Raw genomic sequence first — 23,818 nt, forward strand, 5'->3', positions numbered from 1 at the left:
CGTTCGGCCCGTTTTCTGCTTACATCAGTAAAGCAGGGAATAGAGCTGGCGGCGATAGCGTGCGGCAAGCGCATCGCCAGTGCCCAATGCCGCCAGGATCTCCTGCAACATTTTACGCGCCTGGCCGTCAGCGGCGTTCAAATCGCGTTTAATGACGTTAAACAGCAGTTCCAGCGCTTCTTCATTACGCCCGACCTGATGCAGCTGCAGCGACAGTTTGGTCGCCAGTTCAGCGTTATCCGGGTCGCTTTCCAGCTGTGATTGCAGCTGCTGAATTTCAGGCGTATCGGCCGCCTGTTTCAGTAAATCGATCTGGGCGATCAGGCTTTGATAACGGGTGTCCTGATCCTGCAACGGCACGGCGTTGAGTACCGTTTCTGCTTCATCGCTACGGTTCAGGGTAATCAGCACTTCCGCCAGCAGAAAACCAATTTCGCTGTCTTTATTACTGAGCTGCCATGCCTCTTTCAGCAGCGGTAATGCGTCCAGCGGTTTACCTTCCTGCATCAGCGCCATCGCCTGCTGGGCTTTTAACTCTTCCTCACGCGGCAGCACTTTTTCCAGCAGGGCGCGCACGGCGTCTTCCGGCTGTGGCCCCTGGAAACCGTCAACAGGCTGGCCGTTCTGGAACAGGTAGACGGTGGGAATGGAGCGTAACCCAAATTGCGATGCCACCCTTTGCTCTTTATCACAATCCAGTTTGGCAAGAATAAACTGGCCTGCGTATTCCTGAGCCAGTCGCTCCAGCAACGGCGTCAGTTCCTGGCAATGTTGGCTGCGATCCGACCAAAAGTAGAACAGCACCGGTATCTGCATTGACTGCTCAAGGGTCTGTTGCAGGTTGGATTCGTTAATGTCGATAATCGAAGCGTGTGGTGACATGACTAAGTCTCTTTGCAGAAAATGTTTAAAGAATATGGGGCCGACTGGCCCTGCTTCAAGCTGTATTCGCGCAATACCTTTACTGACTGCGAATTATGCGATCCAGTATCCAGCCTGGCAGCGCGCGTTTCAACAGGCCCATCGCGTGTGCGACCAGCGTCACCGGATAACGCAAACGCGGATGTTTGCTTTCGAGCGCATGGCGCAGCTTAGGTAAAATGGCCTCAGGCGGCAGCGTAAACCGCGCGGCCAGACCGGGATTCAGCACCGGATTATCCTGCTCACCCTGCGTCACATTATCGGTGAATCGGGTCTGGATTGGACCCGGTTCAATGAGGCTGACGCGCACGCCGCTTGCGTGCAGCTCCATGCGTAACGCATCGCTCCAGGCTTCCAGCGCATATTTACTGGCGGCATAAACGCCCCGACCCGGCGTGGAAATCAGGCCTAACACCGAACTGGTATTCACGATCCGGGCATTGCCAAAAGCCTTCAACGCCGGAAGCAGCCGCATAGTGAGTTGGTGGGTGCCAAACACATTGCTGGAAAATTGCTGTTCAAATTGCTGACGCGTGATGGTGTTTAACGGACCATAGGTGCCGAAGCCGGCGTTATTAAACAGGGCAAACAGCCGGTTACCGGTCAGCGCCAACACCTCATCGGCAGCGCGGTCAACGCTCTCTGCGTCGTCCAAATCCAGCATCAGCCCCGTAAAGCCGAGGCTTTGCATGTGCGCCACGTCGTCGGCTTTTCGGCAGGCTGCAATAACGTGATAGCCGCGAGCCAGCAGGTCATTGGCTGCAACCAGGCCAATACCGCTCGAACAGCCCGTGATCAAAATGGTTTTTTGCATGTGTTACCTTTTTTGCACAACTACTGCTTAACTAATGGGGCCAGTTCTTTCGCCATCAGTTCAGCGATAAAGGGTTGGGCGTCAGGATTGGGATGAATACCATCCTGCTGCATCCATTCGGGTTTTAAATAAACCTGCTCCATGAAAAAGGGCAGTAAAGGAATATCGTGCTGTTTCGCCAACTGCGGATAAATCGCGCGGAACGCATCCGTATAACGGCGGCCGTAGTTGGCGGGTAAACGTACTTGCATCAGGATCGGTTTAGCCCTGGCGGTTTTTACCTGCTCGATGATGGTGCTTAACGTTTGCTCAATATCCTTTGGCGGAAAGCCACGTAAGCCGTCGTTACCGCCCAATTCGATTAACACCCACTGCGGTTGGTGCTGTTTTAATAGGGCAGGTAAGCGCGCCAGTCCTTGTGCGGCGGTATCGCCGCTAATACTGGCATTAATCACTCTGGGCTGCTGCTGCCAGTTTTTATCGAGCAGGCTGGGCCAGGCTTTACTGGCCGACATTTGATAGCCTGCACTCAGGCTGTCGCCCAGCACCAGCAACGTATCGGCCGCAGCAAGACGGGACACCAACAGACAGCACAATAACAGGAAAGGATAATGCCAGCGGAAAACATTCTTGAAGTTCATCATCTTACTAAGTCCGTGGGTCAGGGAGAGCATCAGTTAACCATCCTTACCGGAGTTGAGTTAGTTGTCAAACCAGCTGAAACAATCGCCCTGATTGGCGAGTCAGGATCGGGCAAATCTACGCTGTTGGGGATTCTGGCCGGTCTGGATGACGGCAGCCAGGGCGAGGTGCATCTGCTGGGCCAGCCCTTGCATCAGATGAATGAAGAGCAGCGGGCGGCCTTACGTGCGCAGCAGGTAGGATTCGTGTTCCAGTCTTTTATGCTGGTGCCAACGTTAAATGCGCTGGAAAATGTCCAGTTGCCTGCACTGCTGCGCGGTGAGAGCGACCGTCAGAGCCGTGACCAGGCACGGGAGCTGCTCACGCAGTTACGCCTGGGTGAGCGTTTGCTGCATCTGCCCGCGCAGTTATCCGGTGGTGAGCAGCAACGCGTCGCGCTTGCCCGGGCCTTCAGCGGTCGTCCGGGCCTGCTGTTTGCCGATGAGCCAACGGGGAATCTGGATCGTAAAACGGGCGAGCGTATTGTCGATCTGCTGTTTTCCCTCAACCGCGATTTTGCCACGACGTTAATTCTGGTTACCCATGACGAGCAGCTGGCGGCGCGCTGTAACCGACGCTTGCGTCTGCGTGACGGCAAACTGTGGGAGGAGCAATGATCTGGCGCTGGTTCTGGCGTGAGTGGCGTTCGCCCTCACTGTTAATCGTCTGGCTGGCACTCACTCTGGCGGTGGCCTGCGTGCTGGCGCTGGGATCAATCAGCGACCGGATGGAAAAAGGGCTGAGTCAGCAGAGTCGCGACTTTATGGCGGGCGATCGTACCCTGCGCACCAGCACGGCGGCACCGCCCGACTGGCTGGCGAAAGCGCAGCAAGCGGGATTATCGGTTAGCCGTCAGCTGAGCTTTATGACCATGACCTTTGCCGGCCAGACGCCGCAGCTGGCGTCGGTCAAAGCCGTCGATAACCACTACCCGATGTTTGGCGAGCTGCAAACCCGCCCTCCGGGCCTGAAACCTCAGCCCGGCACGGCACTGGCCGCTCCGCGCTTAATGGCGCTGCTTAACCTCCACGTGGGCGATGAACTCGATGTGGGAGATACCACGCTGCGTATTGCCGGAGAGGTGATACAGGAGCCGGATGGCGGTTTCAATCCGTTCGAAATGGCGCCGCGTTTACTGATTAATCTGGCCGATGCCGATAAGACCGGCGCGATCCAGCCCGGCAGTCGCATCACCTGGCGCTACAAGTTTGCTGGCACCCCTCAGCAGCTGGAAAACTACGACCGCTGGATAACGCCGCAAATAAAAACCGGTCAACGCTGGATCAGTATTGAGAACACCGAAGATGCGCTGGGCCGTTCAATGCAGCGCGCGCAGCAGTTTTTGCTGTTATCTGCGTTGTTAACGCTGATGCTGGCGATCGCTGCCGTGGCCGTGGCAATGAGCCATTATTGCCGAAGTCGTTACGACCTGGTGGCGGTGCTGAAAACGCTGGGTGCTACGCGCGGCGCGCTGCAAAAGCTGATTATTGGGCAGTGGCTGGCGGTATTGCTGCTGGCGGCCGTAGCGGGCGGGGCAGTCGGGCTGGGCGTCGAAGCCCTGTTGATGAGAATGCTTAAACCCGTTCTGCCCGCATCCCTGCCTGATGCGAGCCTGTGGCCGTGGGTATGGGCCACGGGGTCGCTGTTTGTCATTTCCCTGCTGGTGGGATTGCGTCCTTATCGCCTGCTGCTGGCGACGCAGCCTTTGCGCGTATTTCGGCGCGATGCCGTCGCCACCGTCTGGCCGCTGAAAATCTACCTGCCGGCGATGGCTGTCGTGGTGGTGGGGCTGCTGGCGGCGCTGGTGGGCGGCAGTAAAATGCTGTGGGCGCTGCTGGCGGGCGTGGTGGTGCTGGCGGGGCTACTGGCGCTGCTTGGCTGGGGCTCGTTACTGCTTCTGCGCCGTCTGACAGTGCGAAATCTGGCGCTGCGTCTGGCGATTAATCGGCTACTGCGACAGCCCGCGATGACGCTGAGCCAGCTTGCCGCGTTCTCACTGTCGTTTATGTTGCTGGCCCTGCTGCTGGTGATGCGAGGCGATCTGCTGGATCGCTGGCAGCAGCAGTTACCCGCAGACAGCCCGAACTTTTTCCTGCTTAACATGACGGCCGATCAGGTGCCGCAGGTGCGTGATTTCCTGCAGACGCATCAGATTAAACCAGAAACCTTTTATCCCATCGCACGGATGCGGCTGAGCGAGTTGAACGGCCAAGCCGCCGATCCTGAACGGGATAATGCCCTTAACCGTGAGCTCAACCTGACTTCGCTGGCGGCCCTCCCTGCGCATAATCCGCTGGTGGCGGGCAACTGGCCGCCTGCCGTGGGGGAAGTGTCTATGGAGGCCGAGCTGGCGGAGCGGCTGGGGGTGAAGCTGGGAGACAGCTTAACGTTTGAGGGGGATACGCAAAAGTTCAGTGCCAAAATTACCAGTCTGCGCAAGGTTGACTGGGAAAGCCTGAAGCCAAACTTCTTCTTTATCTTTCCACCCGGTGCGCTCGACAGCCAGCCGCTGACCTGGCTCACCAGCTTTCGGCTGGACAATAACCCCACGCTGCTGGCGCAGCTAAACCGTGAGTTCCCGACCCTGAGCCTGCTGGACATTGGCAGCATCATGCGTCAGATCGGACAGGTGCTGACCCAGGTCAGCCAGGCCCTGGAGATTATGGTGGTGCTGGTGACCGCCTGTGGCATATTGCTGCTGATGGCCCAGATTCAGGTGGGCATGCGTCAGCGCCGTCAGGAACTGGTGGTGTACCGCACGTTGGGTGCAGGCAAGCGACTGCTGCGGACGACCTTGTGGTGTGAGTTTGCGCTGATTGGCGTGGTGTCCGGCGTTGCGGCCGCAGTGGGGGCTGAAGCGGCGCTCTGGGCGCTGCAGCGTAAAATCTTCGATTTCCCGTGGCAGCCCGACTGGGCCTTGTGGCTGGCGTTACCGTTGTGTGGCGCGTTGTTGTTGTCGCTGTGCGGAGGCTGGCTGGGCGTGCGTTTGCTCAAGGGCAAAGCGCTGTTCAGGACGTTCGACGGCGCATGAAAAACGCCGTGCGCGGCAAGGCTGCGCACGGCTTCAGTCCGTCTTAAAGCTTGTCTGTGGCCCAGCGAATACCACTGGCATATTCAGCCGGCAGCAGGGGCAACAGCGCATGCAGTGCAGCTTTGAGTCGGGGCTGATCGCTGTCGGTCAGGTTCAGATGGCCCACCTTGCGACCCTGGCGAACCGCTTTGTCATACCAGTGCAGATGGACAAGCGGCTGCTGTAGCCAGTCTGGATTCACATCGGTGCCAATCAGGTTGATCATGACCGAGGGCGCAATGACGACCGGCTGGGGCAACGCCAGCCCCAAAATCGCGCGCAGATGCAGTTCGAACTGGCTAATCGAGGCGCCGTTCTGCGTCCAGTGTCCACTGTTATGCACCCGCGGCGCCAGCTCATTAATCAACAGACCCTGTGGCGTCACAAAACATTCCATCGCCATCACGCCAACGTAGTCAAGCGCGTGAAGGATCGCGCCCAGCATTCCTTCGGCCTGCTGCTGCTGTTCCACATCTGCCTGGGGAAAAGCGACGCTGGTCCGCAGAATGCCTTCTTCGTGCAGATTATGTGTCAGGGGATAAAACACGGTGCTGCCGTCGTGGCCGCGCGCGCCGACCAGCGACACTTCACCTGAAAAGTTAATGCCCTGTTCGACGATACACTCGCCATAGCAGTCGTCGGGTAACGTGGCCGTTTCGCTGGCCCGTAAACGCCACTGACCGCGACCGTCGTAACCCCCGGTGCGGCGTTTAACAATCGCCAGTTCACCCAGCCGAGAGAAAACCGCAGGCCACTCGCTTTTATCCGCCAGCAACTGCCAGGGCGCAGTCGCCAGATTAAGCTCGTCCAGCAGTTGCTTTTGCGTCAGGCGATCGGCCAGACGCGGAAAAATATCGCGGTTCACAAAGGCCGGATGATTCGCCAGCTCGCGCGTCAGAGCGGTTTCGGGCCAACGCTCGATTTCGGCCGTAATCACGCTTTCGGCGATAGGCAGGGCGGCGGGATCGGCATCCAGCCCCACGGGATGAACGGCAATGCCCATCGGCTCGCCCGCCTGGCGCAACATGCGGCCAAGCTGACCGTTACCCAGTACGCAAACCGGCTTCATGCGTCCTCCCGCGGATCCGGATTATCCAGCACCTCATCGGTCTGTGCCTGACGCCAGGCGGCCAGACGAGATGACAGCGCGCTGTCGTGAATCGCCAGAATCTGCGCGGCCAGTAATGCCGCATTGGCGGCACCGGCTTTACCGATTGCCAGCGTGCCGACCGGAATACCGCGCGGCATTTGCACAATAGAGTAGAGGCTGTCAACGCCGCTCAGCGCTGCGCTCTGCACCGGCACGCCCAGCACAGGCAGCAGGGTTTTTGCCGCCAGCATGCCAGGCAGGTGCGCCGCGCCACCGGCACCGGCAATGATGACCTGAAAGCCGTTATCTGCAGCCGTTTCGGCAAAGCTAAACAGCTTGTCTGGGGTACGGTGCGCTGAGACCACTTCCACATGGAAGGGCACGTCCAGGCTGGAGAGGATTTCCGCAGCGAACTGCATGGTGGACCAGTCACTTTTGGAACCCATAACAACAGCGATGCGGGCCGGGGCGGCATTCGACGACATGCGGTCAACTCCTGTGAATGAAAACACACCTGACCAGGCGGACAGGTTTTGAAGGGCAAAGAGAATAGCATGAGAAGGGCGCAAGGAAAACGGTTGCGTCGGGATTACACGTCGCGCTGGCGGGGTTTTATCGACATTCTGTTCTCTGACGTTGACGCGCAAGAAACGCTGAACTTTAGTTAACAGAGTTGCAAGGTGACTGACATGATGAGCCGCGCAGCACCCGGTTGGTAAGGGATGACGTTAACTGACAGAAAGAGGAACAGGATGATTTCACGCTGGCAACTGATTTTCAGACAAGCAGGCAGAAAACTGTGGTTCAGGGCAACTTTATTTGCCCTTGCTGCGGTTATCAGCGCCCTGGCCTCCATTGTCTTTAAATCTGCAATTCCCCCCTCGGTTTCGGTAAAGGTGGGTGCTGACGCAGTGGACAATATCCTGAATATTCTGGCGTCCAGCATGCTGGCGGTCACCACGTTTTCCTTGAGTACGATGGTAACGGCGTTTGGTTCAGCAACTACCCATGTTACGCCGCGCGCCACGAAACTGGTCGTTGAAGACAGTACAACACAAAATGTTCTCGCGACCTTTATTGGCTCTTTCCTGTTTAGTCTGGTCGGCATCATCGCACTGAATATGGGGGCTTATGGTGAACAGGGGCGAGTGATCCTGTTTGCGGTCACGCTGGTGGTCATTGCATTAATTCTGGTGACGCTTCTGCGCTGGATTCACCATCTCACCTCGCTTGGCAGCGTAGATGAAACGACCTCACGTGTGGAACGCATGGCGCTTGATGTTTTTAGCGCGCGTGCTCAATCTCCTTGTTTCGGCGCCAGGCCCTGGCGGGAAAGCGATCGTCAACCTGCGGGCACGTTTGCTGTTTATTCGGACGCTATTGGCTATGTTCAGCATATTGATATGGACAGGCTACATAAGGCGATGACAGACAGTCCTGTACATGTTTACCTGGTCGCGCAACCCGGATTTTTTGTTCATCCCGCCCGCCCGGTCATGTATGTCACCCACGCCCTGCCTGCGGAGCAACGCAAACTGATGTTGTCTGCCCTGACAATAGCCGCGTCTCGCACTTTCGCCCAGGATCCACGTTTTTGCCTGTGTGTGATGGCAGAAATCGCCTCGCGTGCGCTGTCGCCTGCGACTAATGACCCTGGCACCGCCATCGATGTGATCGGGCGAGCCGTCAGAATACTCTCCTGCTTTGCACGCGAATGTGCGGCGCCAACGGTGATCTATCCCGCCATTCACGTCGCGCCCTTGTCAGTAGACGCATTATTCGATGATTTTTTCTCACCTGTCGCGCGAGACGGCGCGGCGATAAAAGAAGTGCAGTTACGGTTACTTAAGGCGCTGGGCATGTTGTCTGTCGCCTGGCCGGATGCGTACCAGGCTGCAGCGTTGCGTCATGCGCATGAAGCCATGGCATACCTGGCGCGGGAAGCGATCATCCAGACGGACAGAGCACGAATTGAGCGCACATGGCGTGAACAATTTGGTGCAGACTATCCCCATCCCTTCCTGGATGAGAAGCTAAGCGATTCGCCCTGTCAGAAGTCGAAATCGATCAGCTGAATGCCGCTGGCATCGAGTTGAATCATGGATCCCCGACTGTGCCAGGCCCCTAATACGGCACGCTGAGCGTTTACGCCATTCAGCGACAGATCGTGTATCGCGGGACGGTGCGTGTGCCCATGAATCAGCAGTGGCGCCTTATGCTGAAGCAGGGCATCGATCACGGCCTGTTGATTCACATCCATAATCTCCAGCGACTTATGCTGATTGGCCTGTTTACTGTTGGCGCGCATACGTTCTGCGATGCGTTTGCGAATAAACAGCGGCAACGCCAGGAACAGACGTTGAATCCAGGGGTTGTGGACTTTAGCGCGGAACTGCAGGTAACCCACATCGTCGGTACACAGCGTATCGCCGTGCATAATCAGCACTCGATGGCCGTAAAGCGTCAGCACGCGCGCTTCAGGCAACAGCGTCATGCCGCTGGCGCGGGCGAAACGTTGACCGATTAAGAAATCGCGATTGCCATGAATAAAGTACACCGGAACAGGCACGGCTCGCAGGGCATCAGCAACCTGTTGATGCAGGGGATTGGGATCGTCATCGCCTATCCAGGCTTCAAACAGATCGCCGAGAATATAGAGCGCGTCGCAGTGTGGGGCTTCGCGCTGTAAAAAATGCAGAAAACCGGCGGTGATCGCCGGTTCTTCCTGACACAGATGAAGATCTGCAATAAACAGCGTGCGCGACATTACTCGCTGACGGTCACTTTCTGGATGACAACGTCGTCTTTCGGCACGTCCTGATGCATACCGCTGCGGCCGGTTGAAACGGCTTTGATTTTCTCAACCACATCCATACCTTCAACCACTTCTGCAAACACACAGTAACCCCAGCCCTGCAGGCTTTCGTCACGGAAGTTCAGGAAGTCATTGTCAGCCACGTTAATGAAAAACTGTGCGGTCGCAGAGTGCGGGGCAGAAGTCCGCGCCATCGCCAGCGTACCTTTGGTGTTTTTCAGACCGTTGTTGGCTTCGTTACGGATCTCTTCTTTGGTGGCTTTCTGCTTCATGCCGGGTTCAAAACCGCCACCCTGAATCATAAAGCCGTTAATCACACGGTGAAAAATGGTGTTGTCGTAGAAACCTTCACGGCAGTAATCCAGGAAGTTCTTTACGGTTGCGGGCGCTTTGTCATCGAAGGTCTTGATCACGATATCGCCATGGTTAGTCTGGAAAGTTACCATTTTTTTCGTCCTGTAAAGGTTGTCGTCAGTAGCATAGGGTGCGCGGTTAGGGTGCACACGCCTTTTTCTCGAACGTTCTTATATCATAATTTCCGATAATACGTCAGCCAGGCTGCGCAGTTGGCTTGCTTTGCATCGCGTGACAGATAAAAATACGGCACAATATCAGGATACTTAAAACGGTGCGTTACGCACGCTTACTACGGAAACCCCAATGCTGAAGATTTATAACACCCTGAGTCGACAAAAAGAGGAATTTACCCCTATTCATGCTGGCAAAATCGGCATGTATGTCTGCGGCATCACGGTGTATGACCTCTGTCACATTGGGCACGGCCGCACGTTTGTGGCGTTTGATGTGGTATCGCGCTATCTGCGTTACGTCGGTTTTGACGTAAATTACGTGCGCAATATTACCGATATCGACGACAAAATTATCAAGCGTGCCAACGAGAACGGCGAGAGCATCGAAACCCTGACCAATCGCATGATTGCCGAGATGCACAGCGATTTTGATGCGCTGGGCATTTTGCCGCCAGATCGGGAACCGCGCGCCACGCGCCATATTCCGGAAATCGTCGAGCTGGTGGAAAAGCTGATTGCCCGCGGTCATGCCTATGTGGCGGAAAACGGCGATGTCATGTTTGATGTGCTGAGCGATGTGGATTACGGTGCGCTGTCGCGTCAGGATCTGGACCAGCTTCAGGCCGGCGCCCGCGTTGAAGTGGCGGATGTGAAGCGTAATCCCATGGATTTCGTGCTGTGGAAGATGTCTAAAGCGGACGAACCCTCATGGCCTTCACCGTGGGGCCAGGGGCGCCCGGGCTGGCATATTGAGTGTTCAGCCATGAACTGCAAACAGCTTGGCGCGCATTTCGACATCCACGGCGGCGGATCTGACCTGATGTTCCCACATCACGAAAACGAAATCGCCCAGTCTACCTGCGCCCATGATGGTCCCTATGTGAACTACTGGATGCATTCAGGCATGGTGATGATCGATCGTGAGAAGATGTCGAAGTCGCTGAATAACTTTTTCACCGTGCGCGACGTACTGCAGCATTATGATGCCGAAACGGTGCGCTATTTCCTGATGTCCGGCCACTACCGTAGCCAGCTTAACTATGGCGAAGATAACCTGAACCAGGCACGTGCGGCGCTGGAACGTCTTTATACCGCGCTGCGACATACCGATCGCAACGCGGTTGCCGACGGCGGTGAAGCCTTCGAGGCCCGTTTCCGCGAGGCTATGGACGATGATTTTAACACTCCGGAAGCCTATTCCGTGCTGTTCGACATGGCGCGTGAAGTGAACCGTCTCAAAGGCGAAGACATGACCGCAGCCAATGCGCTGGCGGCAAAGCTACGTGAAATTGCCAACGTGCTGGGCATTCTGCAGCAGGAGCCAGAAGTGTTTCTGCAAAGCAGTGCGCAGGGCAACGATGAAGAAGTGGCAGAAATCGAACGCTGGGTGAAAGCCCGTGCCGACGCACGCGCGGCAAAAGACTGGGCGCAGGCTGATGTAGCCCGCGACAAGCTGAACGCGCTTGGCGTGATTGTCGAAGATGGCCCTCAGGGCTCCAGCTGGCGACGTAAATAACGGGCAACACAGGAGAGGGCGAGTCATCGCCCTTTTTTGTCTATGACGATAAAACAGATTCACCTTCGCGGTTTCCGCTCGGTACGCGATCTGACCCTGCCGCTTCAGCAACTGAACGTGGTAAGCGGGCCTAATGGCTGTGGTAAATCCAACCTGTATAAGGCCGTGCGCCTGCTGCACGAGGCCGCCAATGGTCGCCTGGCGTTAGCGCTGGCAGAAGAGGGCGGTATCCAAAAAGTCATGTGGGCAGGGGAACTGCATCGCAGCGCTCGTCGTCAGGATGCCAGCCGACTCATCCTCTCGGTCCTGATGGACGACATGGATTTTGAGCTTGCGGTGGGGTTTCCTCAGAAGCTTGAGACCAGCCTGTTTAACCTCGATCCGCTGGTCAAAGAAGAACGTATCTGGCTGAGTGGTCAGCAGCGGCGTCCCTCTTCCTGCATCATGCAGCGCACGAACCAGACCGCATTTTTGCATAATGTAGAAGGGGAGCGCGTAAGCTATCCGGCCGTATTGCATCCCGAAGAGTCCCTGTTTGGTCAGCTCGGTGAGCCGCACCGCTATCCTGAGCTTTCTCAGATGCGTGAACGTCTGCGCCAGTGGCGCTTCTATCACGAGTTTGCCGTCTGGCCAGGATCACCGATTCGTGCGCCGCAGATTGGCGTGCGCGCCCCCATTCTGGCGCACGATGGCGCTAACCTCGCGGCGGCATGGGCAACCATTGTCGAGCGGGGTCATCATGAGCTGCTCTATAAGGTGACAGCGAAAGCCTTCCCTGATACCGAATTTCAGGTGGATGTCCAGAACGGCCGTTTCCAGATGCTGATGCGGCGACAGGGCATTATGCGCCCGCTGGAAAGCGCCGAGTTCTCTGACGGGACGCTGCGCTTTCTGTGCCTCGTGGTTGCACTGCTCAGCCCCCGCCCGCCTGCCTTTATGGCGCTCAACGAACCCGAGAACAGCCTGCATGAGGATTTGCTCCCGGCGCTTGCGGCGCTGATTGCTGAAGCCAGCCAGTTTAGTCAGCTGTGGATCACCAGTCACTCACCGAAGCTGGCCGCACTGATCGCGCAGCATGCAGAAGTGAATCACATTGAGCTGGAGCAGATTAACGGGGAAACGCGGATAGTTGGGGAAGAAAGGATTTAAGGTGCCCCGGGGACAGGGCACCTGACGATCAGGCAACGACAGTGATGCGCTGTCCGGCAAACTCCACCGTTTGCCCCTGAACGATTTTGCAGCGCTTACGGGTTTCAACTTCCCCATCCACCCGCACTTCACCTTCACTAATCACGACTTTGGCCTGCGCGCCGCTTTCCACCCAACCTTCCAGTTTCAGCAGATCGCAGAGATCAACGTGTGGGAATTTACCTAAAGAAAACGTCGCCATTATGCCTGCTCTCCATCGTGAAACTCTTCACATGCCTGTAAGGTATTTTCGATTAAGGTTGCGACCGTCATCGGCCCAACGCCGCCGGGAACGGGCGTGATATAAGCGGCACGCTCAGCGGCAGCATCAAAATCCACATCACCGACGACTTTGCCGCTTTCCAGACGGTTAATCCCGACGTCGATAACAATAGCGCCCGGCTTAATCCAGTCACCTGGAATAAAGTTGGGCTTGCCTACCGCGACGATCAGCAGATCGGCGTGCTCAACGTGATGGCGCAGATCGCGAGTAAAGCGGTGCGTTACGGTCGTGGTGCAGCCCGCTAACAGCAGCTCCATGCTCATTGGACGCCCCACAATGTTTGAGGCGCCCACCACGACGGCATTCAGGCCGTAGGCATCAATGTTGTAGCGCTCCAGCAGCGTGACGATGCCGCGTGGTGTACAAGGGCGCAGCTTTGGTGCGCGCTGGCACAGGCGACCGACGTTATAGGGATGGAAGCCGTCTACGTCTTTATCGGGCGTAATGCGCTCCAGGATTTTGACGTTATCAATGCCTGCCGGGAGCGGCAGCTGCACCAGAATGCCGTCAATCTCGTTGTCGCTGTTAAGTTTATCGATCAGCTGCAGCAACTCGGCTTCGCTGGTGGCGGCGGGCAGATCGTAAGAGCGGGAGATAAAGCCCACTTCTTCACAGGCACGACGCTTACTGCCGACGTAGATCTGCGATGCAGGGTTTTCACCCACCAGAACGACTGCCAGACCCGGAGCACGTTTACCGGCTGCCAGACGTTGCTTCACTTTTTCTGCAACCTCAAGCCGTACCTGCTGCGCAATCGTTTTACCGTCAATAATTTTTGCTGCCATCAGAGCGTAAATCCACTGTGTTGAGTTTAAGTCGGGGATGGCGCCTATTTTGTCAGAAGCACGTCCGGCTGTCAGGTAGAGATTCTTGCAGCAGGTTTGTTTACGACATTTCGCCGTGACGAAAGTGTGGGTTAACGCTTATGATGCCAGACAGGGACCTTACTGGATGACGTGATGATTTGGTTAATGCTTGCCACTCTGGCTGTTGTATTTGTTGTAGGATTTCAGTTGCTGACCGCCGGTTCACGCCATGCCGCACAGGCACTCAGCAAGCGCCTGCAACTGCCGCCGGTCCATGTTGAATCGATGCTGTCGCAGATGGGTAAAGAGGCGGCGAAAGAGTTTACTGATTACATCGCGGGTGATAACGAAGCGCACTTAAACAACGGCGCGGCGGTTTTGCTGATTTGGCAGGTGCTGATTGTGGATGGCAGCGATGAAAATACCTGGCGCTGGCACAGCGTGCTAACCCGAGCCGGTTTCTCTGCCACGCTTACCCGACAGCAACTGTTGTTGGCACTGGGCTTTTTGCGCCAGTTAGAGCCCGACAGCCAGGAGCTGAATGCGCTTCGCGAGCAATACAACGCGCGCGTCACGCAGCAGGGCGTTGAGCTGGAAGGGGAAACGACAGAAGCAAGCAATTTGGTCTCGCTCAGCGCCTGGCGCGACCGTCATTAGCGCAAATTGGTTATTACCTGGGCACTCGCCGCGCCTCAGCGGCAAAAACGTTGACGTAACAGCGTTCAACCGTATAATTCGACCCAACCTCTCCGCGCCCTTAGCTCAGCTGGATAGAGCACCGGCCTTCTAAGCCGTAGGTCACAGGTTCGAATCCTGTAGGGCGCGCCACCTTCTCTTCTATTTGCATTCCTTAAAGTCTACTTTTTCCTTAAAAATCAGAATATAAATCTTTTAGCTGGTCCATTTCGGGCCAAGGTCACCTATTGCGTTCTTATCCAATATGGGGGCACGACAGGGGGCATCGACAGGTTCAATGGAAATGATGCCCCCAAATGAAGCTAACAGCCCGCCAAATCGACTCTGCGAAGCCAAAAGAAAAGTCATACAAACTTTCGGATGGTGGTGGTATGTATATTGAAATATTTCCAAACGGAGCCGAAAGCTGGCGACTCATGCCTCAAGAGCATTCAAGATAAAATCCCATCTGTCCTTAAACCTTTCGTCCTCGCCTTTAGCTATTTTGAATAAAGGAACTTTGTGGTGCCAGGTCGAAGTATCGTTTATGGATGCGCTCGGGACGACAAATATCTCTGGAGCGGCATTGTTTCCGATATCTTCAGACATATTGCATAAAACGTAAAAAAAATCCGGCGATACGATTGGCCTATGATTTCCGACTGTCCATTGACGTGGAGCGCTTCTGGCCCATGAGCCTTTAACCTGAATGCTGATGCTTTTAGAGCCATCAATAGTGGCAATAATATCAACTGCACTTGATCCACTGGTAGTTAGTGCCGCACTAATGCCCAGTCTTGATAGCATATAAGCAACATAGTACTCACCCGCATCACCGGCGTTTTTAGACGTGCGCTTAATTACATCAGACATATTCAATCCTTGGAATTAAAGTGGCACTCACCGATAAACAAGAAACGTTCTGTCGCGAGTACCTCATCGATTTGAACGCTACGCAAGCTGCTATTTGGGCTGGGTATAGCGATAACACCGCCCGTAAGATTGGCAGTGAAAACCTCACAAAACCAGACATTGCGGAAGTTATCATCGACATTAGACCAGAGCGCAACGAAAGGGTAGAGGTAAATGCAGACTATACAAGGCGCATTTACGACTGCGCCAGATGATGATAGGTTGAAATATAATGCCACACACATTAGGATTATTCCTCTTTTAATCAGGAAGATTATTTAATGTTTGGATTCGATAAGTTAATTACGCCAAAAATTATCACTGCTCTTTACCTTGTTACAGTTGCGTTACTCTCGATTGCTGCTGTGATTACTTTCTTCACAAGAGGCGTCAATGGAGCGGGATTAATACTTCTATTGATGGCTGTATTTGCGAGGGTTTTCTTCGAGAGCATCATGGTATCGTTCAAAAACAACGAATATCTGCGTCGAATAGCGGAATCGCTTGAAAAAAAATGACAGCAGTCAAGCCGCCTCCGGGCGGTTTTTTATTGTCGTAATTCTACTTAAGTAACATTTGCCAGAGATTGCAGTGAATGGCCGACCAATGCCACCCATTGAGCTAATGGAGGAATTCAAGCCATATATCTCTCACTCCGGCAAATGAAAACAGACAATTGAGTTCAGGATCAGATAGTTAGCCCAGAAGGGCGGCTGCACAATCCAGACCATGCGCACCTTGCCGAAGCTGACGTTGGCTTTTTTTTGGGCGGCATCAGCTTTCGCCAAAAAAGGCGCACGGTTTTAGGGCAGAGCAAAGAAGTGATGATACGTACATGCCACTTTTAGGATTTCCGAGTCCAAAATGGTGTTTTGTTGTGTAGTTGACCAGTAAAATTTGTCAGCTTAACAACTGAGTTTAATGTCGATATATATAAGAGGCTAGTTAACTCACCAAAGGAAATTAAATCATGTTTAAATTAGTAAAAGCCTCTATCGTAGCAGTTTCTGTGATCGCATCTTTTTCAGCTATGGCTGACTGGCAGCCTTATAAAACTGTTTCATTGGATGGGTTTAATAATACAATCCCCGGTGGTAGTGTTTACAATGAAACTAATGTGGCTTCAGGTGTTTATCGCTTCCGTATTGACCCGAATTCAGCTGGGGTAGATTATGCTACTGGCCAGTCAGGAAATACGAATTCTAAATCCGCTGCATTAATGACCTATGATCGTACGACAACTACAGATAAAACCGCTGCTGTAAGTTTTTATGGTTTGAATAATGACGGGCTTCAGGCTTCAGGCTTCATCGCTCATCCATGCATTTCCACAAGGTGGTGGTTTTGATTTGTATCTTCAAGATTGGCAGCGAGCAGATAACTCAGGCACAGTTAATGTAATAATTGAAAAGTGGCAGAATTAATTTGTCATTAGGATTTTATTAGAACTAAGCGTCCTATATTTTCTGACAGCTTATATAGGACGCTAATCTTCTACATTTTTTCGTGCTTAAAATCAACCTCATCAACGCCATGAATAATGGTGTCACACAGATGAATCGTGGAAATGAACTCATTCAGACAGCCTAAATAGCTTTTTTGTGGATTGTCAAAGCAGTAAAACTGAGGGTTTATGGCCGCTTTAAAAGACCTTAAATCTCAGCTTAGGTCACTGAGCAAACAGATGCCTTTCGCGTTATCACAGGCATTGACAAGTGTTGCCCGAGAGAATGCTGCCGCAGAAAAAAAAGCACTGACTTGCCGTCTGGAGTCAACCACACCTTTTACTGTAAATGCCGTGGGGTCAACAGGTGCACGCAAAAACAATCTTAAGGCAAAAATTTTCGTCAGAGACATTGCTGCCAGTTTGACCTGCTCCCTTCTGACTCATACATCCCGATATTAGCCATATCTTATCAACAACCTGAGCACATCTTGATGAACAGGCGTTTTTCCGGCGAATCGTTCATCAATACGCGTCGTGAGGCCTGAGCTGAGGGCTTTGGCCGGTAACGTTGCCGCAGGTACGCGATCTCAAATGCTGCCTTTCAGAGAGTTAGTGACATGAATTGACCATCGGATTAATTGCCTGACCTGTGAAGATGAATTCACGAAGGCGAATATGACGATGGGCGCCGCCTGCAGGATATCAGATACAGCATCGCTCGGTTCTTCCCCACAGCCCTAATCGGCTATGGGGAAGGGATTAACCATCCAACATTACTGAGCACCGCCCCCCAGCTTCACAATGGCAGTTCCGTCCTCAACGTAGAGAGAGTACGCCGAATTGGCAATGACAGGGTTTATGCCCTTTTGCAGCATTTTCTGCAGCAGTTGATGATTGTCGTCTTCATTGCCGTAACCATGCGTGGTTTGGGTAAACCCTTTATTGATTAGCTGGAAAGAGGCCAAAAACTGAGAGGCAGGGCTAAGGAAATGTCCTATCAGCGGTTTATTTTCCATTAAAAGCTTTGCTCGTTCATCAATGTTGATTTGACCCACAGTACCTATTGAGTGGATGTTCTTTATATTGATAAGATCCCGAGTAACCATGTTGAAGATAAGGTCTTCATATTCCCGCTGTGACTTAAGCGCGCTGCTCAATTGAGCGCTAAATGCGATGGCGGTAATGACAGGGATGAGCGATATATATCTGAGACGCGGCGAAAAAAAGACAACAGGAACCGCAATCATGACCAGCAAAGTAGAAAAAGAAACAATGGCGCGGGGGGCAACAGGCGCATCCACAAGTAAAATGGTGGGCCCCATAAGCGACACAAGGAAGATGAAAAATGCGACTGTGCAGTAAAGTATTACAGCAAGGCTTTTGCTCTTTTGCTGCCGAAATTTATATAACATCAGCAAAAATGCGATTACGACAGGAATAAGAAAGTAAATATAAACCGGACCGTAAAAGTAGGAGAGGATTAATTCTTTTAGCGCAACGACTGTGTTCAAAAGATGCGCGAACCCCTCTTGGTTGGGGTGAATAAGCTCTGCGCGGGAGTTCTTTTTAGATGCAAAAAAAAGCATGTAAACCAGGAAAAAACCAATAAATAATGATGCTTTATTCACTATGGTTTTAAACATCCCAGCCACAGTTAATTCGCTTTTGACAGCCAGAATGACAATGTCAATGGCAAGTAAGGCGATGAAAATATTGGCACAAGGCTGATACAGCGTAAGTGATAATACGCCTGCAATCACTTTAACTGAATATTCTCGTATCTGACTGCTGCTGCTGTAGGTATAAGCGGCCACAGCAAGAAAAAAAGCGATGGACATGCCCAGGGAATCGTATCGATAAGCTATGTTCTGCAAAAAAAAGGGGTTGAAGATCAGAAGGGCTGCGACCAGCTTTTCATTGGGGACATCCATTTTGACAAGGTGCTTACTCAACATCAGTGATGCGGCACCGATGAAGAGACATGATGCGATCATGGTGTAAGGGAACAGATCAAGATTATAGTGGCCGCTCGCGGATAATATTTTCATTAGGATATCGGCCATCGGCCGACCTAGTCCACGCCAGCCATATTGGCCTGTAATCGCTCTGTCTAAATCGTCCCGATAAAATACGCCCGCCTGAATCAAAGGATAGATGAATAGCAACGCCAAACCTGCATACAGGGCGAGCATTTTTTTATCATTTTTACAAATCATTTGAAATTCCATCTCACTTTTTAATGATGTAACGTGGTCGGTTCTTACTCTCTATGTATATTCTTCCGATATACTCGCCCAATACACCGATACCAATGAGCTGAACGCCACCAAGAAAGAGTATTGATACTAAAAGCGAAGGGTAACCGGGAACACTGTTGCCAAACCAGATTTTATCCACGATCATCCATGCGCCATACAAAAACGCGAAGCTCGCCACGAGCAGGCCAATATACGTCCACATACGTAGCGGAAAGGTTGAGAAACTGGTTATGCCTTCAAGAGCCAGGTTCCACAGCTTCCAGCTATTAAACTTTGAATCGCCAGCGACACGCTCGGCTCTGGCATACTCAATTACCTCCGTCTTGCCGCCAACCCATGAAAGAATCCCTTTCATGAAGAGGTTCCGCTCTGGCATCTTCTTAATATTCTCAACCACGTCCCGTGACATCAGGCGAAAGTCACCTACATTTTCTTCAATTTTCGGGTTACTGATTTTATTATGTAAGGTGTAAAACCATTCCGCCGTCTTCCTTTTCAGGTGCCCATCAGTAGACCTGTCGATGCGCTTAGCCAGAACAATATCCGCACCTGCCTGCCATTTTTCAATCAATAAAGGAATGACGTTGATGGGATCTTGTAAATCAACATCAATAGGGATAACAGCATCACCCGTAGCATGCTCTAATCCCGCGAAAAGAGCAGGTTCTTTACCAAAGTTGCGGGTAAGGGACAGCGGCACGACCAGAGGATCTGAAACCGAAAGCGCATTGATAATAGATTCTGTTGCATCTTTACTGCCGTCATTTATAAAAACGATTTCAATGGTGTGCTGTTTCAACGCCTCAAATTCACGCACCGTTTTATAAAACACGGGAATAGCGTCTTCTTCATTAAGAACAGGAACAATCAGCGATATTTTCATCTGGCATCTCTGAAAACGATGTACTTTGAATATAAAAAGCCACAAATGAGGCTGATGAAAGAGAAGATGATCAGCGTGTAAAGCGGCTGAAGCATGCTTTTATCCGAAATCCAACCCACCAGTGAGGCGACGGATCCCATAAACAGGACATATATCATGTAACGAATCGTTGATGCTTCTGCATTAAATGTCCACTTTGCATTTACAAAGAATGAAAACGTTACAGCAACACAAAAAGCCCCAAAATTCGCGAGGGTTTGTGAGGAGCCTGTTGCATAAAGGATCGAGAATATGCCCCAGTGAATCAATGTGTTGAGGATCCCAACCGAGAAGTATTTTGAGAAGAGCTTTATCATTATCACCACCGTTTTAAGTCAGCCGATCTTATCCATCCTGAGCCACAAGGCAACAAATCTCTGAGGAAAAAAACAATCAGTCAGGTCCATTAAGCGGTAGAGATGGCATGAGCACAGGAACCTGAAGGGGAGAGACTCTGGCCGGTTCAAGGCCGGATGTGGCGACAAACGGAGATACTGTGCTGAACCCTGACAGGTTTTTTTAAGTCGTTTCGGACATAAATGCCTGTCAGCGCGAAATTGAAGGCTTAACCTGGTCATTTTATCTCTCAAATGCCTGTGCGTGTTGCGTATGCAACCAGATTGGTCCGTTGTGTTTGGCCCCCTGCGCATTAACGTCAGCCTGACCCTAAATTCATTTCTACTCTCTACAAATGAGACGTTATCGCTATACAGAATACGTTGATGCGCTGTTTATTCCCCATTCCTTATCTTATTTGCTGTCAGATGTTTAAAGGCACACCTTCTGAATACTCATGTCTAACCTATCTGTCACATCTTAAAACGCATAGGAAGTGATGCGGCATTCAGGGTAGGGAAAGTCAATGAAGGAATAACGGTGAGAGCAAGCTGAAACGGCATAATGCTATGAAAAACCGTGCCTTAAAGACCGCAACAGACATAGCCGAATTCAGAGTTTAAAAAGCAGGCAAGGCAGGCGCGTTAATCGTGAATACCCGTAACTTCCAGAGAGTCTTTCCTGTTCCGCGGGCGGCAGGTCCGGAGTCATATTTACCGCGAACTTCAATGCACATAAGTGACACGTACGCTTACCGTCATCGACTTTTTTTACCCGCGTCACAGCAAATCCCACTCTTACTATGCCTGGTTATTTTCGCCTGCTGGCTGCTGCCGGGGCTGGTGGGCCATGAACCGTGGAAGCCTGACGAAGCCTATACCTTTGGGTTGATTCGCCACATTGCCCAGAGTGGGGACTGGGTTGTGCCAACCCTGGCCGGCGAACCTTTTATGGAAAAGCCGCCGCTCTACTTTGTTGTGGCCTCTTTCTTCCTCAGGCTGTTCAGCCCGGTCCTGGGTGAGCCCGATGCGGCACGTCTGACAACGGGCCTGTTTATTAGTCTTGCCTGTTACGCTATCGCAATGACTTCCCGTGAGCTCTATGGCAAAGGGGCTGGCCGTTGGGCGGTGCTTATCCTGTTTGCCTGTTTGGGCTTTCCTGTCCGGGCACACCAAATGATTACCGATACCGCGTTGCTGGCAGGCGGCGCTATTGGCATTTATGGTTTCATTTTGGGGATTCGCCGCCATGTGCTGGGTGGCGCGATACTGGGCATTGGCGCAGCGGTGATGTTTCTCTCTAAAGGGCTTCTCGGCCCGGGCATATTGGGACTGACAGCGCTGACGTTACCTTTGATGAATACAGCGTTTCGTAGCAGACGCTATATCGTTTTTTGTGCTATCGCGTTTCTGGTCTTTTGCCCGCTGGTAGTGCCGTGGCTGTATGCGCTCTGGATGCGTTCTGAAAAGCTGTTTTCAACCTGGCTACTGGTCAATAATTTTGGCCGTTTTGACGGTACCGCTAAGCTCGGGCCTAAAGCGAAACACTTCTTTTACTTTAAACTGCTTCCCTGGTATGCCTTTCCTGCATTGCCGATGGCTGCGTGGTGGCTCTGGCGCAGTTGGAAAACTGGCATCAGCGCATCCGCAATGGTGCTGGTAACGTTTTTTTTAGCCGGTTTTGTCACTCTGTCGAGTGCATCTGACGCGCGGGAGCTTTACGCCATGCCGCTGCTTCTGCCGTTGGCCATACTGGCAGCAGGTACCTGTCAGCAGAAAACCCTCTGGACGATAAAGTTGCGGCCATGCGCACTCGGCTTATTCTGCCTGCTTCCAACGGTGATGTGGGGAGCGGGTATCATCCTGATGACCGGCTGGCCTGCGCCACTGTGGAATAAATGGGTGGCACAGGGTGCGCCCGGATTTACGCCTCAGATTTCATCAGTGATGTTTGCAGCAGCATTACTGGCTACTTTATTGCTGAGCGGGCTGGTGTTTTTGAATCGCACCTGCCGGGAAAGTCCCTTATCAATTTTTACCAGTTGCATCACGCTGTGCTGGGTGTTGGCCATGACGCTGGGCATGCCGTATCTGGATTACACCAAGCGTTATTCTGATGTTTTTCTCCCGCTGCGGGCATGGTTGCCAAGGGATGAATGTGTCGCGAGCCGGCATCTTGGCGAACCACAACGGGCTTTACTGGAATATTACGATGGGCTGGTAACGCTGCGAGAAGGGAAGCACAGAGGCGCCTACCGCTGTAACTGGCTACTCCTGCAACATGATAAAAGACATCCTGAGGAGTTTGTCGACGGGACGTTGGTCTGGCAAGGGGAGCGGCCTGCGGATAACGAAGAGAATTACCAACTTTATCGACTGAACAGATAAGCCAGTATTTTTCATGCTTAACTCGCCTGAGGTCATTTTGCAGGCGAGTGACGATTCGTTACATCGGCTATTTCAGTAAAATCTGCACTCAGGGAAGCGACAGATGAACTTCATTTTCTTTTGGTGCCCAGTCTCTGTCAGAGAACTCATCTACAGAATAGGAGACATTGCGCAGCCCCTGGGTGCCTAGAAAGTTTTTTACGCCTTCCTGAAGATTACCGTCACGAAACAGCTCAGCAATAACAAACAGGGCATCGGAAAGCGAAAGCGTTCTGATTTGCGCGGGTAACCAGTTTGTACGCGTGAAGATCAGATGATAAAGCGCTTCATCTCCCGACAAGGGAAAATAGCGCGTACCAAATTGTTTGCGATGCTTGTCCAGAATGATTTCAAGAATGAAAATCTGTGCTGTCCGTTGCCTGATTTGATTCACAAAAACATTTTCGGAATTGCCCATATCCAGCGTCGTGGCATCATTATTCTGCTTAACGCGCGTCTCGATAGCATTCCAGAGGTTGTCATACTGATTCATAGCTTGCCTTGTCTGAAATTGTCATTTTCATAACAACGTTAGCAGAAGGAACACGCGCGGCAAAGGCCACAAGCATAATCAGCCGCATTTGACCCTAAAAAAAGACAGCATTTAATTTTGTCTCCAACATGCTGTCGCTAAGTGTCCTGCAAAGGGGCGTTTTATTATGACAATTTTAGCAAGCGAAGAAGGCAAGGTGATGGCGTTAACGTTAAACATTTAAAAAATAAAATGGCCACAAGGGCCATGTCGGGGGGATTCAGGTACGATTTCAGGTACGATTAATGCAACACACCGGCAGTGGTTAAGCAAAGTGTGCAAAAAGCAACGCTGAATGCAGAGAAACCAACCAAACCAAGAACGACGAAACCGAAATTTCTCATATCGACCTCCACCGTGTCCAGGTGACACAGCCAAATCATAGGGCTGGTGGATAAATAAGTACATACTGTTAATAAAGCCATGGAAAATATTGCTATGCCATTCCTGAAATGGCTGTCACATTCTGAATGTAGAAGAAGGCGTAAAAATGATGTCTGCCTTTTTCACCCTGTGTTCCTCGCATTCGCGCAGTAGCTGTATCAGGAAACAGGTACAGTGAAATCGCGTGCCCGGAAGGGCTCTCCATGTCCGCA

The 23,818-nt window shown here is 52.5% G+C and carries 24 protein-coding genes, 1 tRNA gene and 2 pseudogenes; 12 read left to right on the forward strand and 15 right to left on the reverse strand.

The annotated features are described in order from the left end of the window. Positions 1–24 precede the first annotated feature (24 nt). The 3 genes from EL29_RS02660 to tesA all read right to left on the reverse strand — a co-directional run bounded on the left by EL29_RS02660 (position 25) and on the right by tesA (position 2,379). Positions 25–882 carry a co-chaperone YbbN gene (locus EL29_RS02660; protein ID WP_013024937.1) on the reverse strand — a complete coding sequence of 286 codons (858 nt, stop codon included), beginning with the start codon at positions 880–882 and terminating at the stop codon, positions 25–27. 79 nt (positions 883–961) lie between these two features. Beyond that, positions 962–1,735: an SDR family oxidoreductase gene (locus tag EL29_RS02665; protein ID WP_014606414.1), complete on the reverse strand. Its 774-nt coding sequence runs from the start codon at positions 1,733–1,735 to the stop codon at positions 962–964. 20 nt (positions 1,736–1,755) lie between these two features. Further along, entirely contained in the window at positions 1,756–2,379 is a 624-nt protein-coding gene (gene tesA, locus EL29_RS02670) for a multifunctional acyl-CoA thioesterase I/protease I/lysophospholipase L1 (protein WP_022622644.1), read from the reverse strand. Between tesA and ybbA the strand changes: the two genes are divergently transcribed. Together ybbA and ybbP are read left to right on the forward strand one after the other, a co-directional pair. Beyond that, positions 2,347–3,033 (forward strand): putative ABC transporter ATP-binding protein YbbA, encoded by a 687-nt coding sequence (ybbA, locus tag EL29_RS02675; RefSeq protein WP_028714898.1) that lies wholly within the window; start codon positions 2,347–2,349, stop codon positions 3,031–3,033. The two genes, tesA and ybbA, sit on opposite strands and share 33 nt — an antisense overlap. After that, complete coding sequence (gene ybbP, locus EL29_RS02680; RefSeq protein ID WP_028714899.1) at positions 3,030–5,447, forward strand: putative ABC transporter permease subunit YbbP; 2,418 nt, start codon at positions 3,030–3,032, stop codon at positions 5,445–5,447. The genes ybbA and ybbP overlap by 4 nt, the downstream gene beginning before the upstream one ends. A 43-nt stretch (positions 5,448–5,490) precedes the next feature. Here ybbP and purK read toward each other — a convergent pair whose 3' ends face one another. Continuing rightward, the gene (gene purK, locus EL29_RS02685) at positions 5,491–6,555 is read right to left on the reverse strand and encodes a 5-(carboxyamino)imidazole ribonucleotide synthase (RefSeq protein WP_028714900.1); all 1,065 of its coding nucleotides are present in this window, start codon (positions 6,553–6,555) and stop codon (positions 5,491–5,493) included. Continuing rightward, on the reverse strand, positions 6,552–7,061 hold the full coding sequence (purE, locus tag EL29_RS02690) for a 5-(carboxyamino)imidazole ribonucleotide mutase (protein ID WP_014593107.1): 510 nt from the start codon (positions 7,059–7,061) through the stop codon (positions 6,552–6,554). The genes purK and purE overlap by 4 nt, the downstream gene beginning before the upstream one ends. Before the next feature lie 267 nt (positions 7,062–7,328). On the opposite strand from purE, the gene EL29_RS02695 reads away from it, so the two are divergent. Next, entirely contained in the window at positions 7,329–8,651 is a 1,323-nt protein-coding gene (locus EL29_RS02695; RefSeq protein ID WP_028714901.1) for a DUF2254 domain-containing protein, read from the forward strand. On the opposite strand, the gene lpxH is transcribed toward EL29_RS02695, so the two are convergent. Both lpxH and ppiB read right to left on the reverse strand, forming a co-directional pair. Continuing rightward, the gene (gene lpxH, locus EL29_RS02700) at positions 8,627–9,343 is read right to left on the reverse strand and encodes a UDP-2,3-diacylglucosamine diphosphatase (RefSeq protein WP_028714902.1); all 717 of its coding nucleotides are present in this window, start codon (positions 9,341–9,343) and stop codon (positions 8,627–8,629) included. The two genes, EL29_RS02695 and lpxH, sit on opposite strands and share 25 nt — an antisense overlap. Then, on the reverse strand, positions 9,343–9,837 hold the full coding sequence (gene ppiB, locus EL29_RS02705) for a peptidylprolyl isomerase B (RefSeq protein ID WP_014593110.1): 495 nt from the start codon (positions 9,835–9,837) through the stop codon (positions 9,343–9,345). The genes lpxH and ppiB overlap by 1 nt, the downstream gene beginning before the upstream one ends. 214 nt (positions 9,838–10,051) lie before the next feature. Here ppiB and cysS point away from each other — a divergent pair, with 214 nt between their 5' ends. Together cysS and EL29_RS02715 are read left to right on the forward strand one after the other, a co-directional pair. Continuing rightward, complete coding sequence (gene cysS, locus EL29_RS02710) at positions 10,052–11,437, forward strand: cysteine--tRNA ligase (protein ID WP_014606408.1); 1,386 nt, start codon at positions 10,052–10,054, stop codon at positions 11,435–11,437. Positions 11,438–11,479: 42 nt separating this feature from the next. After that, positions 11,480–12,586, forward strand: a complete 1,107-nt coding sequence (locus EL29_RS02715; RefSeq protein WP_014593112.1) for an AAA family ATPase — start codon at positions 11,480–11,482, stop codon at positions 12,584–12,586. 28 nt (positions 12,587–12,614) lie between these two features. On the opposite strand, the gene ybcJ is transcribed toward EL29_RS02715, so the two are convergent. After that, positions 12,615–12,827, reverse strand: a complete 213-nt coding sequence (gene ybcJ / locus EL29_RS02720; RefSeq protein ID WP_013024949.1) for a ribosome-associated protein YbcJ — start codon at positions 12,825–12,827, stop codon at positions 12,615–12,617. Next, positions 12,827–13,693, reverse strand: coding sequence for a bifunctional methylenetetrahydrofolate dehydrogenase/methenyltetrahydrofolate cyclohydrolase FolD (gene folD / locus EL29_RS02725; protein WP_013024950.1), 867 nt, complete (start codon positions 13,691–13,693; stop codon positions 12,827–12,829). Before folD ends, ybcJ begins: the two co-directional genes overlap by 1 nt. 174 nt (positions 13,694–13,867) lie before the next feature. Here folD and EL29_RS02730 point away from each other — a divergent pair, with 174 nt between their 5' ends. The 3 genes and pseudogenes from EL29_RS02730 to EL29_RS23020 all read left to right on the forward strand — a co-directional run. Beyond that, complete coding sequence (locus EL29_RS02730; RefSeq protein WP_028714903.1) at positions 13,868–14,371, forward strand: DUF1198 family protein; 504 nt, start codon at positions 13,868–13,870, stop codon at positions 14,369–14,371. A 94-nt stretch (positions 14,372–14,465) separates the two neighbouring features. Next, positions 14,466–14,542, forward strand: a tRNA-Arg gene (locus tag EL29_RS02735). Between the two features lie 164 nt (positions 14,543–14,706). Beyond that, positions 14,707–14,826, forward strand: a pseudogene (locus EL29_RS23020) (integrase arm-type DNA-binding domain-containing protein); the annotation flags it as partial. Here the strand turns inward: EL29_RS23020 and EL29_RS02740 are convergent. Beyond that, a complete protein-coding gene (locus tag EL29_RS02740) occupies positions 14,825–15,262 on the reverse strand; it encodes a hypothetical protein (protein ID WP_024471185.1) in 438 nt (145 codons plus the stop codon). The pseudogene EL29_RS23020 and the gene EL29_RS02740 sit on opposite strands and share 2 nt — an antisense overlap. A gap of 20 nt (positions 15,263–15,282) precedes the next feature. On the opposite strand from EL29_RS02740, the pseudogene EL29_RS02745 reads away from it, so the two are divergent. Then, a pseudogene (locus EL29_RS02745) lies at positions 15,283–15,495 on the forward strand (terminase small subunit); the annotation flags it as partial. An 87-nt stretch (positions 15,496–15,582) separates the two neighbouring features. Further along, complete coding sequence (locus EL29_RS02750) at positions 15,583–15,819, forward strand: DUF4282 domain-containing protein (protein WP_024471184.1); 237 nt, start codon at positions 15,583–15,585, stop codon at positions 15,817–15,819. Positions 15,820–15,951: 132 nt separating this feature from the next. On the opposite strand, the gene EL29_RS02755 is transcribed toward EL29_RS02750, so the two are convergent. Then, on the reverse strand, positions 15,952–16,089 hold the full coding sequence (locus EL29_RS02755) for a hypothetical protein (protein ID WP_155250602.1): 138 nt from the start codon (positions 16,087–16,089) through the stop codon (positions 15,952–15,954). 182 nt (positions 16,090–16,271) lie between these two features. On the opposite strand from EL29_RS02755, the gene EL29_RS02760 reads away from it, so the two are divergent. Continuing rightward, a complete protein-coding gene (locus EL29_RS02760; protein ID WP_235193292.1) occupies positions 16,272–16,649 on the forward strand; it encodes a hypothetical protein in 378 nt (125 codons plus the stop codon). An 872-nt stretch (positions 16,650–17,521) separates the two neighbouring features. Here EL29_RS02760 and EL29_RS02765 read toward each other — a convergent pair. The 3 genes from EL29_RS02765 to EL29_RS02775 are packed head-to-tail and all read right to left on the reverse strand — an operon-like array spanning position 17,522 to position 20,245. Then, positions 17,522–18,976 carry a glucosyltransferase domain-containing protein gene (locus tag EL29_RS02765; RefSeq protein WP_080695270.1) on the reverse strand — a complete coding sequence of 485 codons (1,455 nt, stop codon included), beginning with the start codon at positions 18,974–18,976 and terminating at the stop codon, positions 17,522–17,524. 1 nt (position 18,977) lies between these two features. After that, positions 18,978–19,889, reverse strand: a complete 912-nt coding sequence (locus tag EL29_RS02770; RefSeq protein WP_028714904.1) for a glycosyltransferase family 2 protein — start codon at positions 19,887–19,889, stop codon at positions 18,978–18,980. Then, positions 19,886–20,245: a GtrA family protein gene (locus EL29_RS02775; protein ID WP_022622579.1), complete on the reverse strand. Its 360-nt coding sequence runs from the start codon at positions 20,243–20,245 to the stop codon at positions 19,886–19,888. The genes EL29_RS02770 and EL29_RS02775 overlap by 4 nt, the downstream gene beginning before the upstream one ends. A gap of 747 nt (positions 20,246–20,992) precedes the next feature. On the opposite strand from EL29_RS02775, the gene EL29_RS02780 reads away from it, so the two are divergent. After that, positions 20,993–22,651: an ArnT family glycosyltransferase gene (locus EL29_RS02780; RefSeq protein WP_235193293.1), complete on the forward strand. Its 1,659-nt coding sequence runs from the start codon at positions 20,993–20,995 to the stop codon at positions 22,649–22,651. A gap of 88 nt (positions 22,652–22,739) precedes the next feature. Here the strand turns inward: EL29_RS02780 and EL29_RS02785 are convergent, their stop codons facing one another. After that, a complete protein-coding gene (locus EL29_RS02785) occupies positions 22,740–23,183 on the reverse strand; it encodes an ECs1072 family phage-associated protein (RefSeq protein WP_013024960.1) in 444 nt (147 codons plus the stop codon). Between the last annotated feature and the right edge of the window lie 635 nt (positions 23,184–23,818).

Source organism: Pantoea ananatis LMG 2665 (assembly GCF_000710035.2).
GTDB lineage: Bacteria > Pseudomonadota > Gammaproteobacteria > Enterobacterales > Enterobacteriaceae > Pantoea > Pantoea ananatis.

What these genes read in the sequence shown, in the direction of transcription:
- EL29_RS02765 (WP_080695270.1), bottom strand. Translation starts at nt 18,976, where the DNA reads ATGGAATTTCAAATGATTTGTAAAAATGATAAAAAAATGCTCGCCCTG.
- EL29_RS02695 (WP_028714901.1), top strand. Translation starts at nt 7,329, where the DNA reads ATGATTTCACGCTGGCAACTGATTTTCAGACAAGCAGGCAGAAAACTG.
- purK (WP_028714900.1), bottom strand. Translation starts at nt 6,555, where the DNA reads ATGAAGCCGGTTTGCGTACTGGGTAACGGTCAGCTTGGCCGCATGTTG.
- folD (WP_013024950.1), bottom strand. Translation starts at nt 13,693, where the DNA reads ATGGCAGCAAAAATTATTGACGGTAAAACGATTGCGCAGCAGGTACGG.
- EL29_RS02740 (WP_024471185.1), bottom strand. Translation starts at nt 15,262, where the DNA reads ATGTCTGATGTAATTAAGCGCACGTCTAAAAACGCCGGTGATGCGGGT.
- EL29_RS02750 (WP_024471184.1), top strand. Translation starts at nt 15,583, where the DNA reads ATGTTTGGATTCGATAAGTTAATTACGCCAAAAATTATCACTGCTCTT.
- lpxH (WP_028714902.1), bottom strand. Translation starts at nt 9,343, where the DNA reads ATGTCGCGCACGCTGTTTATTGCAGATCTTCATCTGTGTCAGGAAGAA.
- cysS (WP_014606408.1), top strand. Translation starts at nt 10,052, where the DNA reads ATGCTGAAGATTTATAACACCCTGAGTCGACAAAAAGAGGAATTTACC.
- EL29_RS02715 (WP_014593112.1), top strand. Translation starts at nt 11,480, where the DNA reads ATGACGATAAAACAGATTCACCTTCGCGGTTTCCGCTCGGTACGCGAT.
- ppiB (WP_014593110.1), bottom strand. Translation starts at nt 9,837, where the DNA reads ATGGTAACTTTCCAGACTAACCATGGCGATATCGTGATCAAGACCTTC.
- EL29_RS02780 (WP_235193293.1), top strand. Translation starts at nt 20,993, where the DNA reads ATGCACATAAGTGACACGTACGCTTACCGTCATCGACTTTTTTTACCC.
- EL29_RS02785 (WP_013024960.1), bottom strand. Translation starts at nt 23,183, where the DNA reads ATGAATCAGTATGACAACCTCTGGAATGCTATCGAGACGCGCGTTAAG.
- EL29_RS02760 (WP_235193292.1), top strand. Translation starts at nt 16,272, where the DNA reads ATGTTTAAATTAGTAAAAGCCTCTATCGTAGCAGTTTCTGTGATCGCA.
- ybbA (WP_028714898.1), top strand. Translation starts at nt 2,347, where the DNA reads ATGCCAGCGGAAAACATTCTTGAAGTTCATCATCTTACTAAGTCCGTG.
- purE (WP_014593107.1), bottom strand. Translation starts at nt 7,061, where the DNA reads ATGTCGTCGAATGCCGCCCCGGCCCGCATCGCTGTTGTTATGGGTTCC.
- ybcJ (WP_013024949.1), bottom strand. Translation starts at nt 12,827, where the DNA reads ATGGCGACGTTTTCTTTAGGTAAATTCCCACACGTTGATCTCTGCGAT.
- EL29_RS02660 (WP_013024937.1), bottom strand. Translation starts at nt 882, where the DNA reads ATGTCACCACACGCTTCGATTATCGACATTAACGAATCCAACCTGCAA.
- EL29_RS02770 (WP_028714904.1), bottom strand. Translation starts at nt 19,889, where the DNA reads ATGAAAATATCGCTGATTGTTCCTGTTCTTAATGAAGAAGACGCTATT.
- EL29_RS02730 (WP_028714903.1), top strand. Translation starts at nt 13,868, where the DNA reads ATGATTTGGTTAATGCTTGCCACTCTGGCTGTTGTATTTGTTGTAGGA.
- EL29_RS02665 (WP_014606414.1), bottom strand. Translation starts at nt 1,735, where the DNA reads ATGCAAAAAACCATTTTGATCACGGGCTGTTCGAGCGGTATTGGCCTG.
- EL29_RS02775 (WP_022622579.1), bottom strand. Translation starts at nt 20,245, where the DNA reads ATGATAAAGCTCTTCTCAAAATACTTCTCGGTTGGGATCCTCAACACA.
- ybbP (WP_028714899.1), top strand. Translation starts at nt 3,030, where the DNA reads ATGATCTGGCGCTGGTTCTGGCGTGAGTGGCGTTCGCCCTCACTGTTA.
- tesA (WP_022622644.1), bottom strand. Translation starts at nt 2,379, where the DNA reads ATGATGAACTTCAAGAATGTTTTCCGCTGGCATTATCCTTTCCTGTTA.